The following is a 14,020-nucleotide window of genomic DNA, read 5'->3' as shown; positions in this document are numbered from 1 at the left end:
TTTTCATGACAGACGACTCCGTGAGCGACGCCCCTCTCTCCCCCGCCGAACGCGCCCTGAATCAGGCTGAAGCCGACTTCGGAACGCCGTTGGATATTACTCCGCGTGAGCGACCCGCCCTTTTGCGGCAGGTGGCGCGTCGGCTTGAGGGGAACGAGGCGACCCTCCCTCCTGAAGCCCTGATCGACGCGTTGTGTATTGTGCGCCGCAAAACATGGGCCTCCCAGCTCATGAATGTGGCCCGTCGCGCCGGCGAAGTCTGGGTCACGAAAGCCGACACACAGGAAGCCGCTGCCCGCACGCACGATCCCCGTGCCGACATTGCGGCTCTGCGTCTGACGCTGGACGATGTTCTGGTTTCGCGTTGGCAGGATCTTGGAGACTCGCCACGCAGCGTTCTGGAAGAAGTCCGGGCTGATCTGGCGGATGCCGGGCTGATTCTTTCAGGCGGTCAGCTTGAAAAGCTGTCCCGCAGCATTGCAGGCGCTTTCGGCAGCGTTGATCTGGGCTTCGAGGACGACCTTCGTCTGGCCGAAGAGCGTCGCGCCCGTGAACAGGCTGACATTCAGGCCCGTGCCGAGCGCCGTCGGGAGCGCGAACTCGAGCGTCTGAAGGAATGGGAAGCCAATCTTGTCAGCTTCGATGAGGTCCCAGGCATTCTCCATTGCTCACGGCGTGAAGCCCTGCGCTGGGTTGCCGAAAACCGTCTCCCTATCGCCAAGCGCGAAACGCGTGATGACGGGATCGAACTGTTCTTCTTCGATCCGGACGAACTGAAGAAGCTGCGGGCGCGCCTTCCCGAATGGCGCGGAACAACACCGGCCCGACCAGAAGTTCTGGAACGTGGCACCAAAGTCGGTAATGCCGCCATCGCCCGCGTTGCCGCGCTGGACCGGTTTGCCGCTCATTTCCGGACAGCACGTTCCCTCAAGCGCCGCATCACACTCGTTACGGGACCAACCAACTCGGGGAAGTCCTATACAGCGCTGAACGCCCTCGCCAACGCGGAAAGCGGTCTGGCCCTCGCGCCCCTTCGTCTTCTGGCGCACGAATTCCGGGAAGCCCTCCTTAATCGTGGCGTCCCTGCATCCCTTGCTACTGGTGAAGAGCGCATCGAGATGCCGGGCGCACGCCATCTGGCGGCGACGGTTGAAATGTGCCCGTTCCACAAGCCTGTGGACGTCGCCATCATCGACGAAGCCCAGATGCTGGCGGACCCCGATCGTGGCGCAGCATGGACCGCCGCCATTATGGGCGTTCCAGCACGCCATGTGTTTATTCTGGGGGCCGCCGACTGCATCCCGCTGGTCAAACGCATTGCCGAACTTTGCGACGACCCGGTAGACGAAATCCACCTCGAACGCAAAAGCCCCCTCAAGGCGGGCGGCACACTTCATCTCAGCGAACTCACAGCTGGCGATGCGGTCATTGCGTTCTCACGCCGCGAAGTGCTGGACATGCGCGCCGAACTCATGGCGCGCGGGCGACGGGTTGCGGTGGTTTATGGCGCTCTCAGCCCCGAAGTCCGCCGCGCGGAAGCCGCCCGCTTCAACAGCGGCGACGCGGATATTCTGATCGCCACCGATGCCATCGGGATGGGCCTTAACCTCTCCATTCGTCGCGTCGTTTTCAGCGCTCTCAGGAAGTTTGACGGACGCCAGACACGCGATCTCATCTCGCAGGAAGTCAAACAGATTGGTGGCCGGGCCGGACGTTTCGGCAAGCACGAAGAAGGTCTGGTCTGTGTTCTAGCAGAATCCGGAAGCCCTGCGTTTGTGCGACAGATGCTGGCGGCCCCACCGGAGCCGGTCACGGAACTACGCCCTCTGGTTCAGCCGGATTCCGACATCGTTCGAGCCGTTGCCGAAGAAATTGGCAGCGATAGCCTTTACGGTGTTCTGACCCGTATCAAACGCGCGGTTCTACGCCCGGATGATCCCAATTACCGTCTGGCGGACATGGAGCAGTCTCTTGAGATTGCGGCAGCACTGGAAGGCGTGGAAGGTCTGGATCTGACCACTCGCTGGACCTATGCCATGTGTCCGATTGATGAGCGGGACAATGGCATCCAGCGTCTGGTGTCCTGGGCTGCTGACCATGCCGCGGGTCGCCCCGTCCCTCCCCCAGGCACCGGTCGTCTGCCCCATCCGGAACAGGCAGGTCGCGAAGAACTCGAACGCGCTGAAAAACGCCACAAGCGTCTCGTCGCATGGCGCTGGCTGGCTCTGCGTTTTCCAGAGGCCTATCCGGCGCAACAAAACGCAGAAATCAATACGTCCATTCTGAATGACTGGATCGAACAGGTTCTCCGCACCCAGAGCCGGATGCGCGAAAGCCAGAAGCAGCAACGCGGCAACTTCAAGCCCAAAGAACGAAGGGATCGGCCCTTCGCTGGCAAATCTGGCAAGCCCCCCTTCAAGGAGGGCTTCAAAAAGCGTGGGAAACCCTCTGGCCCACGGAAACGAAGCTAAAAAAAGCCCCTCCCATTCTAACGGGAGGGGCTTTCTCTTTTCTGAAAAAACAGACAGGGACAGCTTTTTCAGCCCTCCGCGTCCTCCTCAGCCTGACGAACCCGACGTTCAACCCATTTCTGCGCCTGAAGTTTGATCAGGGGACTAAGCTGACGATACAGGTTCAGGAACATGCTTTCGTCCGGCGTCAGCGTTTCCTGAATTTCCTTATAGGCCATTCCGGTGAGCAGAACTTCGGCATCTACTCCCAGCGCTTCAGCAAGCGCACCAAGATGCTTGCCAACATGGCCTGAACGCCCAGTTTCCCAAAACGCCACAGCAGAACGTGAAATCCCGACCTTATTGGCGAGTTGCTGCTGGTTGAGGCCAGCCATTTCCCGCAGCAGACGAATGCGTCGCCCCAGTTCCAGACCCGGCGAAATCCGTGTCTTCGCGGTATCGTCCGTTACGTCACTCATTCCTTCATCCACCCTACGTTCAATATCTGCCCCACCCTGAAAAGAGCCTGCGGATAATGCAGCCAGACATCACACGCCCCAAGCTCACCCTTAAATAATCATGGCGACTTTACCAACCAAGCCCATCGGCTTTACCTCTTGGTCGTTGACGCCACGACTTCACAACACTTCAGGTTCCATGCCCCTTTCAGCCTTTAAAAGACACGCTCTCAAGACCAGAAAAAACACGAACAATCAGGGTGCTATCGTAAAAACGTAGAGGTTTTGCAAATAATTTTTATTTCAACGCGAAGTTTATAATAAACTGACAGATAATTTTACCTTAGCTAAAATACAAAAAAGAATATTTCCAATATTCGGATATTTTATTTCTGTTTTTCTGAAATATCTTCAGAGCGCAGGACTATCAACGGCTTCATATTTTCAGATTGAAAAATCAGGCTTCCTTTCTGATCCAGAGACCAAAAGCGCACTGCATCCAACGCTTTTACAAATGCATTCTCGGTTTTCATGCCCGAACCGATACAAGCCATTCTTGTCATTGCAAAAGGCTGAAATTTCAGACGGTTTCCTGCAAGGACGGCTTGTCCCATCAGTCTGTTACATCCGCCGCTTCCAAAGACATGACCATCACGCGCCAGCGTCAATGTAGGGGCCCGAACTGCCTCAGGGATCACTTCTCCGTTCAGAGCGTGAACAGCCCAACTGCCGTAAGGAAAGTCATTTGCGGGCGCTGCGACCCTTGTAACCACGATGTCAGGTTCACTTGGAGAATGAGCGTCCTCAGTCGTGAAAAGGAGCTGTTCGCCGACACGGATCTCAGCATGCAGATTATAACGCCGACTGCTTTCAAGTACCGGCACATGCAGAATGTATGAAAGAGGCGGTGTCCCCTGAATGCTCTGAGTGCTTTCCGCCAAAATCTTTGCCGGGGCATCCGCGAGAGACACATCCTCCAGCCTGACGACAAGAACCGCACCTGCAGGGAGTGTCATTCTCTCGCGATATGTGACCGTTCCACTGAGCGGTTTCAGGGCCTCCGCACAAGCCGTGAGAGCAAAAGCACTCCCAGCCAGAACAGACAAAGCAGAACGGCGTGTCATCATGTCAGAAATAATCCTCAACCTATACGGGTCAATCCACCCATATAGGAACGCAGGACTTCCGGAATGGTTATGCTGCCATCTTCGTTCTGGTACGTTTCCATGACGGCAATCATGGTGCGTCCGACAGCCAGACCGGAACCATTCAGCGTATTCACGAAGGCCGGACCATTCTCGGAGCGATACCGGGCTTTCATACGCCGTGCCTGAAATGCGCGGGTGTTGGAGCAGGATGAAATCTCGCGCCAGGCCTGCTGGCCAGGGATCCACGCTTCCAGATCATACGTCTTGGCTGCACCAAAACCCGTATCACCAGCACAGAGCAGAATACGGCGGAACGTGATGCCAAGGCGCTCCAGAATGGTCTCGGCAGCCTGTGTCATGCGCTCATGTTCGGCATCGCTGTCTTCGGGCTTCACGATGGAAACGAGTTCGCACTTCGTGAACTGATGCTGGCGCAGCATCCCGCGCACATCACGGCCCGCAGAGCCTGCTTCAGAACGGAAACACTGGGACAATGCCGTCAAACGGATCGGCAGCGCATCGGCCGGCAGAATATCGCCCATGACAGAGGCCGTCAGCGGAACTTCTGCTGTCGGGATCAGCCAGCGACCATCTTCCGTACGGAAAGAATCTTCCGCAAATTTCGGCAGCTTGTCCGTGCCATACATGGCATCGTCATTGACCAGCAGCGGAACGCTGGTTTCGCTGTAACCAAACTCGGTCGTATGCGTGTCCAGCATGAACTGACCCAGTGCACGCTCCAGACGGGCCAGAGTACCGCGGAGAACGACAAAGCGCGTCCCGGACAGCTTGGCCGCCGTCGGGAAATCCATCAGGCCTAGAGCTTCACCCAGCTCGAAATGCTGCTTTGGCTCGAACGTGAAGTCACGCTTCTCGCCGCGATAATGAACGACGACGTTCTCATCCTCGCTCTTCCCATCCGGCACGGACGGGTCAAGCTGGTTTGGCAGGGACGCCAGAACATCGTCGATGCTCTTCTCAATGATGGCCGCACGCTCTTCCAGACCCACAATCCGGTCACGCAGTTCGACCGCCTGCGCTTCCAGAGCGGATGTATCAGCACCCGTGCGCTTGCCCTGTCCGATCTCCTTGGCCAAGGTCTTGCGGGTGGCCTGAGCCTCCTGCAACGCGGCCAGAGCGGCACGGCGCTCTTCATCTTCCGAGACGATTTTCTGCCCCACAGGTGACAGGCCCCGACGCTCAAGAGCAGCGTCAAATGCGGCCGGATCGGCGCGCAGGGCTTTCAGGTCATGCATGGTTCAGGGCTCCGTCAGTCTTCTTCATCAGTCACGGGCTTCGGCTCAACCAGCCGCGCCACAAGAATGGATACCTCGTACAGCGCCACAAGCGGAATGGCGAGGCTCAGCATGGTAATCGCATCCGGCGGAGCAATCACGGCCGCCACGGCGAAGGACGCCACAACTGCATAACGCCGGAATTTCTTGAGCTGCGCCGTTCCGATCAACCCGACACGGACCAGCAGCGTCAGGATCACCGGCAGTTCAAAACAGATCCCGAAGGCGAGGATCATCTTCGTCACGAGCGTCAGATATTCAGAGACCTTGGCCTGAAGCTCGATATCCATCCCGCCATTTCCGGATGTCTGGAACGACAGGAAAAACTTCCAGGCGAACGGGAAAACCACATAGTAGGCCAGCGCAGCGCCAATGGTGAACATGACGGGCGTGGCCACGAGGAACGGGGCAAAAGCCTTCTTCTCGCTGCGATACAGACCAGGCGCGATAAAGATCCACGCCTGAATGGCAATCATCGGGAAAGACAGGCACGTCGCCCCGAAGACTGCCACCCGAATATAGGTAAAGAACGCCTCATACAGCGCGGTATAGATCAGATGCGGCTGCTCGCCCTTCTGCCGCATGATGTCCCCCAGCGGGGCGGCAAGGAAGCGATAGATATCGCCTGCAAAATGATAGCAGATGGCAAAAGCAATCACGAACGTCCCGATGGACCAGATCAGCCGACGGCGTAGCTCGACAATATGATCGAGCAGAGGCATCGGGGTGTCGTTGATGGCATCCGAGTCCGTCACGCGTCTTTCTCCGTGCTTGAAATGGCGACGCGTCTGCCGTGATGAATAGCCATGACGGGAGGCAGAATGTCTGGAGCACGCCAACGCGGGCGCTCATGCATCAGGCGGCGCGCCGTCGCAGGCGGCAGAATGGAAGGCGCATCAACGATATCGTCGTTCAGCCCTTCCTCCGCCTGATCCTGCATCATGGCGTTGTAAGGCTTGCTCTCGCCCCCACCGAAAGACGGTGGTGGCATCGGCGGAGGCGCGGGCACCTGCGGCAGATCATTGAGCGTGGACGGCCGGGATGATGCGCCGGTCGTATCCAGTTCAAGGCTGCGCCGGATCGAATTATCGCCATCAATGGCGCGGGTCACACGATCCCGCAGATTGAAATTCTTCAGATCCCGAAGCTGATCGCGCGTCTCGGACAGGTCTGCCTCACGCACCATATCGTCGATATGGGACTGAAACTCACCTGCCATCCGGCGCATGGCTTTGATGCCGTTCGAAAGCGTGCGGATGGCAACCGGCAGATCTTTCGGGCGAATGAAAATCATCGCCACGACGACAAACAGGGCTATTTCCGAGAAACTGAAGTCAAACATGCAACAATCCTAGCCCGTCCCGTCAGTCTCGCCTACGGGGGAAGGCGCTTCTGGTGCCGCTTCCGTCGGGGCCCTGTCCAGAAGGAAATCTTCCCGCTTGGGTAATGAACCCAGATCCGGCAGGCCGAAACTTTCCAGAAAAGCCGGCGTCGTGCCCCACAGAACCGGGCGGCCGGGAACTTCCTTGCGCCCTTTTGGAGCAATCAGGCTGTCTTCCAGCAGCGCATCCAGAATGGGTTGGCCCAGAGACACACCGCGAATGGCTTCGATCTCAGCCCGCGTACAGGGTTGATGATACGCAATGATCGCTAGCGTCTCCATCGCCCCTCGGCTCAGACGACGCGGTTTTTCGACGACTTTTGTCAGCGCGGAGGCATATTCCGGGCGTGTCCGGAACTGCCAGCCCCCGGCAGCCTCGACAAGTTCGATCGCATGAGACGCATAACGCTCGGACAGCGCAGCCAAAACATCCGGAACTGTCAGATCCAGACCCTGAGCCTTCAGAAGCTCCGCCATGACAGACGGCCGCACCGGTTCCGGATTGGCAAAAATCAGGGCTTCCAGAAGCAGGCAGCCGCGCTGCATCTCGTCAGACGTCACGACACCGCCCGCCATTCAATTTCAGCAAAAGCTTCGGGCTGACGCAGTTCCACGGCCCCGCCCTTCGCCATTTCCAGCCCGGCCAGCAGCGTTCCTGCCAGTGCAGCGTTACGTCCATACGGACCGGTTTCCGGATCATCGGCCAGATGTTCGGGCAGCAGGGATGTCAGCGTCTGCCAGTCCGTAACGGCATCCGTTCCCAACATTCGGCGCAGGCGCGCCAGAGCGTCCTGCACACTCCAATACCGACGCGTCCGCGGTGCATAGACGCGCTTACGGTTCGTACGGCGCCGGGCAGACAGATAGGCCGTAATCAGGGCCGACAGATCAACGCGCAGGCCGGAACGATCAATTTCCGTATGGTCTTCGCCTTCCCCACGGCGAAACACATCAATGCCGAGGCGAGGACGCTCCATAAGCCATGCAGCCGCAGCACGCATCCGCTCCAGCTCAATCAACCGTTCCTGAAGCTGCTCGACCGCCTCTTCCGCGTCTTCCCCACCACTTTCCGCAGGCAGCAGAAGCTTGGACTTCAGCCACGCGAGCCACGCCGCCATGACGAGCCAGTCCGCCGCAAGTTCCAGACGCAAGGCACGAGCTTCCGCCCGGGCCTGCTCGACCACAGACAGATACTGCTCAACAAGCTGAAGAATGGAAATCTTTGCGAGGTCCACTTTCTGGGCACGGGCGAGGTCGAGAAGCAGATCAAGTGGCCCCTCGAACCCATCCAGCGTCAGATGCAGAACCTCGCTCAAGCCCGGTCTCTCAGAACTGGGCCGGAGTGCAGGCGATGGACTGCGCGTGCAGCTTCACGCAATACGCACGGGCCGCCTTCAGATCCTCAAAGCCACCAATGCGCAGACGCACGAACGTCTTGTCACCATGCGTGGTCTTTTCGAACAGCGGTGAGTGTCCGGCAAACAAAGCAGGAGCCTGATGGCGCAGGGTCTCCCATTCCTTACGTGCGGCAGCTTCGCTATCGAGTGCGGCAAGCTGCACTTCACGCGCTCCACCCGTTTCAGCCTTCGGCGTTGCGGCTGCCTTCTGGGCTGGCGCAACATTTTCAGGCACCGGCTCCGGTGGGGGAAGCGGCTTCTGCACAGGCTTGGCCGGAGCAGCTGGCGCAGCTTTGTGAACCGGGGCTTCAGGAGCCTTCGGCTTCGGCGCAGGGACCGGCTTCTCCGGAGCAGGCTTCGCTGGCTCTGCGTCGTCGGCATCCTCTTCAGGTGCCGCAGTTTCCGCAGGCGCCTTGGCAGCATCGGGCGTAGCAGCCGTTCCCGGAACCGCAGCCGGAGCTTTATCAGCAGACGCATCCGGGGAGGCAGGGACAGCACCATCAGACGGTTTAGCGTCAGAAGACGGTGCATCCGACGCTGCGGCAGGCTTGTCAGCCGGGGCCGCAGGCGTGCCGGGCTGGACGCCATACTGGCGCGCCAGCGCCTTTGCATCGGGCTGCTCGGGACCAGGAGCCAGATGCGCCTCGCCGTTCCCGGTCAGATCCGTGTCGCCGCTATCGCTGCCCATGATCTGCATGCCACCCGGATCGGCTGGAACATCTTTCACAGGCCCCGGCGGCGGCCCGATGATGGGAATGCCACCATGATGACCACCCATTAAGGACCAGCCCCCCACGGCCAGAAGCAGCACCGCGCCGATACCGACCGCTCCACCAACAAGCTTGCGGGTTGCCGGATCACTGCCCAGCAAGGAGGCCACACCCCCTGCCCGCTCCATATTCCCCGCAGCCGGTGCAGGACGACGGCGCGGCGGTGCGTCTTCGTCATAATCGCTGCTCAGGCGCTCACGCCCGCCACGCGGTGGTGGCGTAGCAGGTCCCGAGCCATAGTCTCCCGGGTCCCGGAAATTCCGATCGTCGTCGCTGTCAGGGGTCATCGCATTTCCTCCACCGGAACAACGCCAAGAATGGTCAGTGCGCACCGCAGCGTTCCAGCGATTGCGGAGACCAGAGCCAGCTTGGCGAGGCTCATCTCACGGTCATTTTCATGCAGGAAGCGCAGAGTCGTATCCTCACGTCCACGATTCCACAGAGCGTGGAAGTCAGACGCCAGATCAATGCAATAGGTCGCGATACGGTGCGGCTCACGCGCAGCAGCAGCAGCTTCCACCGAACGCGGGAAAGACGCGATACGGTGCAGCACCGCCAGTTCCACATCCGAAGACAGACCGGAAAGATCGGCCTTGCCCAAGGCTTCAGGTGTCACGGCGTCAGCTCCGAACATCGTCTCGGCAGAACGCAGGACTGAACGGCAGCGGGCATGAGCGTACTGAACGTAGAACACCGGATTATCACGCGTCTGGGCGACGACAGCATCCAGATCGAACTCCATCTGCGCGTCAGCCTTACGGGTCAGCATCGTAAAGCGCACGGCATCACGCCCGACTTCATCCAACAGATCACGCAGCGTCACGAACGTGCCGGCACGCTTGGACATCTTTACCGGCTCGCCGTTCTTCACAACGCGAACGATCTGGCACATCACGACTTCAAAGCCGGTCTTGCCATCCGTCAGTGCAGAAATCGCAGCGCGCATCCGGGAGACGTAACCGCCATGATCCGCGCCAAGCACGTCAATCAGAACGTCTGAATTCTCGGCCTTCTGGGCATGATACCCGATGTCATTGGCGAAATAGGTGTTCGTGCCGTCAGACTTGCGGAGCGCACGATCCTGATCATCCCCGAAATCCGTGGAGCGGAACAGCGTCTGCGGGCGCGCTTCCCAGTCTTCCGGCATCTTGCCCTTCGGAGGCTCCAGAACACCTTCGTAGAGCAGGCCCTTGCTTTCGAGCTTGGCGATAGCGGCATCAACGCGTCCGCTGGCGAGCGTTTCGGCTTCGCTGGCAAACACTTCATGCGAAATACCGAGGGCTTCAAGATCCAGACGGATCGCCGCCATCATCTGCTCAAGCGCCTCACGACGGACGATCTCGAACCAGACGGACGGATCAGCCGGGCTGCCATCTTCGTTGGCGAGCGCGCGACCATGCTTGGCCGCAATGCTCTCAGCCACCGGGATCAGATAATCCCCCTGATACTGAAGACCATTCGGCGTCAGCGGACTGAATGTCTCGGCATCAATCTGCGTACCGATCGCCTGAAGATACCGCCAGTATGTCGCCCATGTCAGAGCCACAACCTGCGTTCCGGCATCGTTGATGTAATACTCGCGCGTGACGCCAAAACCCGCGGCCTGAAGCAGATTGGCCAGCGCATCACCCACCACGGCACCACGACAATGACCGACATGCATCGGGCCGGTTGGGTTGGCGGAGACGTATTCTACATTGACCCGCGTGCCCTGCCCCATCGTGGAACGGCCATAAGCCTCGCCTGTTTCCAGAACGGTCTTGGCAATACCCTGAAGCACATGCGGCTTGAGCGTCATGTTCACGAAGCCCGGCCCTGCGGCCTCGGCATGATCGACGTCTGGCAGTTCGGCGAGCTTCAGCACCAGCTCGGCCGCAATATCGGCAGGCTTACGCTTCGCAGGCTTGGCAGCCAGCAAAGCAGCATTCGTCGCCATATGACCGTGAGACGGATCACGCGGGGGCGTCACTTCAACGCGCTGCACCACCTCTTCCGGCAGGCCGGGGACAACGGACCGCAGGGCCTCGCACACCTGGTCTCGGGTGCGGGCAAAAAGGCAGTCAGTCGTATGGGCAATGGGTGCAGCGACCATTTTCAGTTCGATTCCTGTAACCTGTAACGTCTTGAAGAGGCTCTATCAGCCCAGCACGGAGAGGTCCGTCAACCGTCGATGTTCTTCCATCGCGAAACGATCGGTCATTCCGGCAATATAATTTACCACCAGACGCCGCCGTTCCATGTCATCGGCAGCCTTGGCGCGGTCCTTGAGCGGGTCTGGCAGAAGGCCCGGTTCTTCCGAAAGAATCGTGAAGATTTCGGCCAGTGCGATCTTGGCTTTCCGTGCCATACGATTGACCCGCCAGTGACGGTACATGCGCGCATAAAGAAATTTGCGGATCGCCTTGTTCTTTTCCCGCATTTCCGGACTGAACGCCACAACCGCATGATCGGCATGACGGATATCATCCGCTGACTGCGGGTTAAGAGCCTCCAGATTCCGGCGCGTCTGCTCCGTCAGATCCGTCGCCAGAGCGTTAATGACTACGCGAATGGTTTCATGACGCACACGCTGCGCCTGATCCGCCGCATCACGATTTGTCGGGCGCTCCATCTCACGGGAGGCACGAAGCGCATCGCCGACAAGTGGAAGATCCTCAATATCCTCAAACGTCAGCAGCCCGGCACGTAACCCGTCATCCAGATCATGACCATGATAGGCAATATCATCCGACATCGCCGCGACCTGTGCCTCGGCAGACGCATAACTGCTGAGGTCGAGATGATGCTTCGCGTCATATTCTGCCAGATACGGTGTCGGACGCTTGACCGGACCGTTATGCTTGGCCAGCCCCTCCAACGTTTCCCATGTCAGGTTCAGGCCATCAAAAGCGTGATACCGCGTCTCCAGAGACGTTACGAGACGAAGGGACTGCGTATTGTGATCAAAGCCGCCCCAGTCCTGCATGGCCAGAGCAAGAGCATCTTCCCCAGCATGGCCAAACGGCGTGTGGCCCATGTCGTGCGCCAGCGCGAGCGCTTCCGTCAGATCCTCGTTCAGATCAAGGCTGCGGGCAATTGAACGGGCAATCTGCGCAACTTCAAGGGAATGCGTCAGACGGGTGCGAAAGAAATCGCCTTCATGGTTGATGAAAACCTGCGTCTTGTACTGCAAGGTCCGGAAGCCGGCCGAATGCAGAACACGATCCCGGTCCCGCTGCCAGGGTGAACGAACCGGGCTTTCCACTTCCGGATACAGTCTCCCGCGAGCGCCTTTTTCCTGAACCGCGTAAATGGCAGCCATCAACACCCTCTCCTGATGATCCGCAGGCGCAAAACGCACGCTGTTCGCCGGATCATAGATGTTATTCTACGACAGGCTGATGGCAACGCAACTCACCCCCTTTGCCCTTGGGGGTAGTCAGGCCATATAATCAGGACCAGAACCGTCCTGCCTTGCAGCAGTGCTTCAGAAATCAGGAACGAGCCATGTCCGAAACACCCACCTTCACCATGTCTGCCAGCGCGGCTGCGCGGATCGTGGAAATCATCTCCGCCCAGCCGGAACCTGAAGGGCTGGCTCTGCGGGTTGCCGTGTTGGCCGGTGGCTGCAACGGCTTCCAGTATCAGTTCAAGCTGGATCGCACGAAGAATGACGATGACGTCGTGATCGAACGCAATGGTGCGACGGTTTATGTAGATGAAACCAGCCTCGATCTTCTGGAAGGCGCCGAACTGGAATTCGTAGACAAGCTGATGGGTGCGCATTTCACGGTCACGAACCCCAATGCCGCCTCAGCCTGCGGCTGCGGCACAAGCTTTTCGCTGGCCTGATAGAATGTCCTTTACCTTCGCAAGCTGGAACATCAATTCCATCCGCGCCCGCGCCCATCTCGTTCAGGACTGGCTGGAACGCCATCCAGAATGTGATCTGCTCTGCCTTCAGGAAATCAAATGCGAGGACAGCCAGTTCCCGACTGTTTTCCATGAGGCTGGCTTACACGTGGCCACGACCGGGCAGAAAGCCTATAACGGCGTTGCGTTGATTGGCCGCCGCCCATTTGAAGTGACGACCCATCACCTTCCCGGTTTTGAAGATCCAACCGCGCGCTATATCGAAGCGGACATGGATGGTCTCACGATTGGCAATCTGTATCTGCCAAACGGCAATTCAGGCGGCGAAGAAGGTTATGCCAAGAAAATGGCGTTCTTCGATGCCCTCGCCAACCGGGCCAAGTCATTTCTCGAAAGCGAAAAATCCTTCGCCTTCATCGGCGACTACAACGTCTGCCCGACGGACGAAGACCTTGCGCCTGGTGCCCTATCCCCAACCGACGCACTGGTACGCCCTGAAACCCGGGCAGCATTCAACCGCCTGCAATGGCTCGGTCTGACGGATGCCCTGCGCGCTGTTCAGCCGACGGGCCGCCATTATACCTTCTGGGATTACCAGGCCGCTGCGTTCCAGCGGAACTCGGGCCTACGCATCGACCATGCCCTTCTGTCCCCGCGTGTGGCCGAACGGCTTGTCTCTTTCACAATCGACCGTGACGAGCGGGCTACAGAAAAAGCGTCCGATCACGTTCCTGTCCTCGTCACCTTAAGCTAAAAAAAGACCGTCCAACTGGGGCGGTCTTAGAACTTTTATCGGGGATAAAACGGGGCGGGAGCCGGCCGTGGAGGTGCAGGAGGCCGGATGCGGACCATACGGCCCGGCGTCCACTGATAACCGTTTCCAATCCAGACCCAGTGTCCAGGAACCCATCGCATCCCTCTCGCATGAGGAGGAATTTTCTCCCTAGGCGGACGAGGCGGTGGGGGAGGCGTCTGTCGATACGGTCCATTATAGGGGACAAACTGAGCATGCGCTGTCCCGCTCAGCGGCGGCAATGCCATTGCACCCACAAAAAGTGTCGAAACAGCGAGCAAGCCCGATAGATGTTTCAGCATACGTCTCGCTCCTTTCACGGTAACGGTGTGAAAGGCGGCACTTTGCAGATCTCACAAGGCAGTGATTGGGCCGATCTGTGGCGGAAAAAAGATTCCGATCTTCATTCTGTAACGTCTCCGCGGCTCAGAAGATTCAATTTTCCAAACCCAAAGACGGCTGTACCCGCTCGGCAA

Annotated in this window: 13 protein-coding genes; 3 read left to right on the top strand and 10 right to left on the bottom strand. The window is 58.8% G+C overall.

What is annotated here, in order from left to right:
• Positions 1-5: 5 nt before the first annotated feature.
• Positions 6-2,471: a helicase-related protein gene (locus tag HKD32_RS02840; protein ID WP_194257483.1), complete on the top strand. Its 2,466-nt coding sequence runs from the start codon at positions 6-8 to the stop codon at positions 2,469-2,471.
• Between the two features lie 68 nt (positions 2,472-2,539).
• Here the strand turns inward: HKD32_RS02840 and HKD32_RS02835 are convergent, their stop codons facing one another.
• The 10 genes from HKD32_RS02835 to HKD32_RS02790 all read right to left on the bottom strand — a co-directional run bounded on the left by HKD32_RS02835 (position 2,540) and on the right by HKD32_RS02790 (position 12,200).
• On the bottom strand, positions 2,540-2,929 hold the full coding sequence (locus tag HKD32_RS02835) for a helix-turn-helix domain-containing protein (RefSeq protein WP_010502708.1): 390 nt from the start codon (positions 2,927-2,929) through the stop codon (positions 2,540-2,542).
• Positions 2,930-3,294: 365 nt separating this feature from the next.
• Positions 3,295-4,035, bottom strand: coding sequence for an META domain-containing protein (locus HKD32_RS02830; RefSeq protein WP_061931545.1), 741 nt, complete (start codon positions 4,033-4,035; stop codon positions 3,295-3,297).
• 14 nt (positions 4,036-4,049) lie between these two features.
• A complete protein-coding gene (gene serS / locus HKD32_RS02825; protein ID WP_061931543.1) occupies positions 4,050-5,312 on the bottom strand; it encodes a serine--tRNA ligase in 1,263 nt (420 codons plus the stop codon).
• A 14-nt stretch (positions 5,313-5,326) separates the two neighbouring features.
• Positions 5,327-6,106 (bottom strand): twin-arginine translocase subunit TatC, encoded by a 780-nt coding sequence (gene tatC / locus HKD32_RS02820; RefSeq protein WP_010502703.1) that lies wholly within the window; start codon positions 6,104-6,106, stop codon positions 5,327-5,329.
• Positions 6,103-6,693: a Sec-independent protein translocase protein TatB gene (tatB, locus tag HKD32_RS02815; RefSeq protein ID WP_061931540.1), complete on the bottom strand. Its 591-nt coding sequence runs from the start codon at positions 6,691-6,693 to the stop codon at positions 6,103-6,105. Before tatB ends, tatC begins: the two co-directional genes overlap by 4 nt.
• Positions 6,694-6,702: 9 nt before the next feature.
• Entirely contained in the window at positions 6,703-7,308 is a 606-nt protein-coding gene (gene scpB, locus HKD32_RS02810; protein ID WP_061931538.1) for an SMC-Scp complex subunit ScpB, read from the bottom strand.
• Positions 7,290-8,048: a segregation and condensation protein A gene (locus HKD32_RS02805; RefSeq protein ID WP_061931536.1), complete on the bottom strand. Its 759-nt coding sequence runs from the start codon at positions 8,046-8,048 to the stop codon at positions 7,290-7,292. Before HKD32_RS02805 ends, scpB begins: the two co-directional genes overlap by 19 nt.
• Positions 8,049-8,058: 10 nt before the next feature.
• A complete protein-coding gene (locus HKD32_RS02800; protein WP_194257482.1) occupies positions 8,059-9,186 on the bottom strand; it encodes an SPOR domain-containing protein in 1,128 nt (375 codons plus the stop codon).
• A complete protein-coding gene (gene argS / locus HKD32_RS02795) occupies positions 9,183-10,991 on the bottom strand; it encodes an arginine--tRNA ligase (protein ID WP_194257481.1) in 1,809 nt (602 codons plus the stop codon). The genes HKD32_RS02800 and argS overlap by 4 nt, the downstream gene beginning before the upstream one ends.
• 45 nt (positions 10,992-11,036) lie before the next feature.
• Positions 11,037-12,200, bottom strand: a complete 1,164-nt coding sequence (locus tag HKD32_RS02790) for a deoxyguanosinetriphosphate triphosphohydrolase (RefSeq protein ID WP_010502697.1) — start codon at positions 12,198-12,200, stop codon at positions 11,037-11,039.
• A gap of 185 nt (positions 12,201-12,385) precedes the next feature.
• Between HKD32_RS02790 and HKD32_RS02785 the strand changes: the two genes are divergently transcribed.
• Both HKD32_RS02785 and HKD32_RS02780 read left to right on the top strand, forming a co-directional pair.
• A complete protein-coding gene (locus HKD32_RS02785; protein ID WP_061931529.1) occupies positions 12,386-12,730 on the top strand; it encodes a HesB/IscA family protein in 345 nt (114 codons plus the stop codon).
• Positions 12,731-12,734: 4 nt separating this feature from the next.
• A complete protein-coding gene (locus HKD32_RS02780; RefSeq protein WP_194257480.1) occupies positions 12,735-13,505 on the top strand; it encodes an exodeoxyribonuclease III in 771 nt (256 codons plus the stop codon).
• Positions 13,506-14,020 lie beyond the last annotated feature (515 nt).

The organism is Gluconobacter japonicus, assembly GCF_015244665.1.
Lineage (GTDB): Bacteria > Pseudomonadota > Alphaproteobacteria > Acetobacterales > Acetobacteraceae > Gluconobacter > Gluconobacter japonicus.
Note: the sequence above shows the minus strand (reverse complement) of the source record. Positions and strands in the feature narration are given on the sequence as shown.

Bases quoted from the DNA above. Each gene is read 5' to 3' on its own strand.
- HKD32_RS02780 (WP_194257480.1), top strand. From the start codon at position 12,735: ATGTCCTTTACCTTCGCAAGCTGGAACATCAATTCCATCCGCGCCCGC.
- HKD32_RS02785 (WP_061931529.1), top strand. From the start codon at position 12,386: ATGTCCGAAACACCCACCTTCACCATGTCTGCCAGCGCGGCTGCGCGG.
- HKD32_RS02830 (WP_061931545.1), bottom strand. From the start codon at position 4,035: ATGATGACACGCCGTTCTGCTTTGTCTGTTCTGGCTGGGAGTGCTTTT.
- HKD32_RS02790 (WP_010502697.1), bottom strand. From the start codon at position 12,200: ATGGCTGCCATTTACGCGGTTCAGGAAAAAGGCGCTCGCGGGAGACTG.
- tatB (WP_061931540.1), bottom strand. From the start codon at position 6,693: ATGTTTGACTTCAGTTTCTCGGAAATAGCCCTGTTTGTCGTCGTGGCG.
- serS (WP_061931543.1), bottom strand. From the start codon at position 5,312: ATGCATGACCTGAAAGCCCTGCGCGCCGATCCGGCCGCATTTGACGCT.
- scpB (WP_061931538.1), bottom strand. From the start codon at position 7,308: ATGGCGGGCGGTGTCGTGACGTCTGACGAGATGCAGCGCGGCTGCCTG.
- HKD32_RS02800 (WP_194257482.1), bottom strand. From the start codon at position 9,186: ATGACCCCTGACAGCGACGACGATCGGAATTTCCGGGACCCGGGAGAC.
- HKD32_RS02835 (WP_010502708.1), bottom strand. From the start codon at position 2,929: ATGAGTGACGTAACGGACGATACCGCGAAGACACGGATTTCGCCGGGT.
- HKD32_RS02840 (WP_194257483.1), top strand. From the start codon at position 6: ATGACAGACGACTCCGTGAGCGACGCCCCTCTCTCCCCCGCCGAACGC.
- argS (WP_194257481.1), bottom strand. From the start codon at position 10,991: ATGGTCGCTGCACCCATTGCCCATACGACTGACTGCCTTTTTGCCCGC.